Source organism: Streptomyces sp. NPDC001890, from assembly GCF_042891445.1.
In the GTDB taxonomy this organism is placed as follows: domain Bacteria; phylum Actinomycetota; class Actinomycetes; order Streptomycetales; family Streptomycetaceae; genus Streptomyces.
Genome location: NZ_JBIATE010000089.1, coordinates 1 through 1444, shown reverse-complemented (window position 1 = coordinate 1444; position 1444 = coordinate 1). Strand labels below are relative to the sequence as shown.

Annotated in this window: 1 protein-coding gene; it reads right to left on the bottom strand. The window is 67.7% G+C overall.

The genetic code is table 11. The features are described 5' to 3' along the window. Positions 1-172: 172 nt before the first annotated feature. Positions 173-1402, bottom strand: coding sequence for an IS4 family transposase (locus tag ACFYY1_RS43270; protein WP_388595609.1), 1230 nt, complete (start codon positions 1400-1402; stop codon positions 173-175). Positions 1403-1444 lie beyond the last annotated feature (42 nt).

Here is a 1444-nt window from a genome sequence, read left to right as displayed (position 1 = left end):
CTTCTGGCGTCTGCTGGTGGGTTTGGTGGGTGGGATGAGTGTGACTGTTCTGGCTGGTGGTTGTGGTGTGTTGTGGTGATGGGGGTGTTTGAGGTGCCAGCTGGACATCTTGCGTTTGATGACGCGGGGGTTGGCGCGTGGTCGGCGGGGAGGCAGGAGTCGTTCCAGCAGTTCACCGCTGGTGTGGGAGAGGGCTCGTTTCAGCCGTGAGGGGGGAAAGTGCCGCCTGGTCGGTGACGTGGCGGCGGGCGGCGTTCAGAGTGCGGGTGAAGGAGATCCGGTCCGGGTCGAGACCGGCTTGGTGGGCGGTGTCGTGGATGACGTCTCTGAGGGCGTGGTGGACCAGGAGGAATCCGTAGATCTCCTGCTCGACGCCGTCGGGGTATTGCGAGCGCAGGACCAGTTGGCGGCCGCCCTGGTGGGTTTTGATCTCGTCGAGGGTGTTCTCGATCTCCCACCGCTGGTGGTAGAGGGCTGCCAGTTCTGCGGCCGGGGCCTGGTCCGGATCGCAGATGGTGGTGATGAGCCGGTAGACCGTGCCGTCGTCTCCGTCGAGGGTGTACTCGATCACCCGGACCGGGGCCGGGCCGCGGTGGGCACGGTCATCGGCGGCCGCGATCCGGGACAGGTAGGAGCCGTCACCGAGCTGTTCAAGGACCGGGAGCACGATGTTCTTGCGGACCCGCCACAGAAGGTCGGCGCCCGTGCCGGACGAGGCCCGCCACAGTTCGAAGCCGGTGATGCCCCGGTCGGCCATCATCAGCATCCCGGGCCCGAGCCGGTCCAGCAGTCCGGGGACGAGGTGCTGTTCGTGCACGGTGAGCGGACCGGTTGCCGCGGCGAACACCGCATGCGTCCCGCACTCCACCAACACGGCAACTCTCACCTGCGGATACGCGCTCCGCTGCTGTCCCCGGCCCGAGCCGGGCCGGCCGAAGAAGCAACCGTTGGCTTCGGTGTCCGGGACATCGAAGACCGTGCCGTCCACCGCGACCAGCCTCCACCGCCGGTACCAGGAGCCAGCTGTCTCTCTGGTCGCGACCGGCCGGCACACCCGCTCGAACAGCACCTTCAACGGCTCCGGCCCCAGCCGTCGGCGGGCCCGGCCGATCGCCGCGGTGGTCGGCACCCGCCACGGCTTCTCCCCTCGCCGCACGCGTTCCAGACCGTGAGTCAGCAGCCTCGCAACTTCCTCATAACCCTGCCCGGAGAACAGGCACATGGCGAGCACGAAATAGACCACGACCCGGGCCGGCAGCAGCCGCGACCGCTGTTCCACACGCCCGCACTCCGCAACCGCCTCATCCACCAGCCCGGGCGGAAACGCCCGTGTCAGCACCCCCAGAGCAATCCGGTCCGACAAACGCTCGCTCGACGACTTCACCTGTCCAGGCCTCGGCACACCACAACCAACGACCCACTGCCACCAAAGTCACCGGTATTG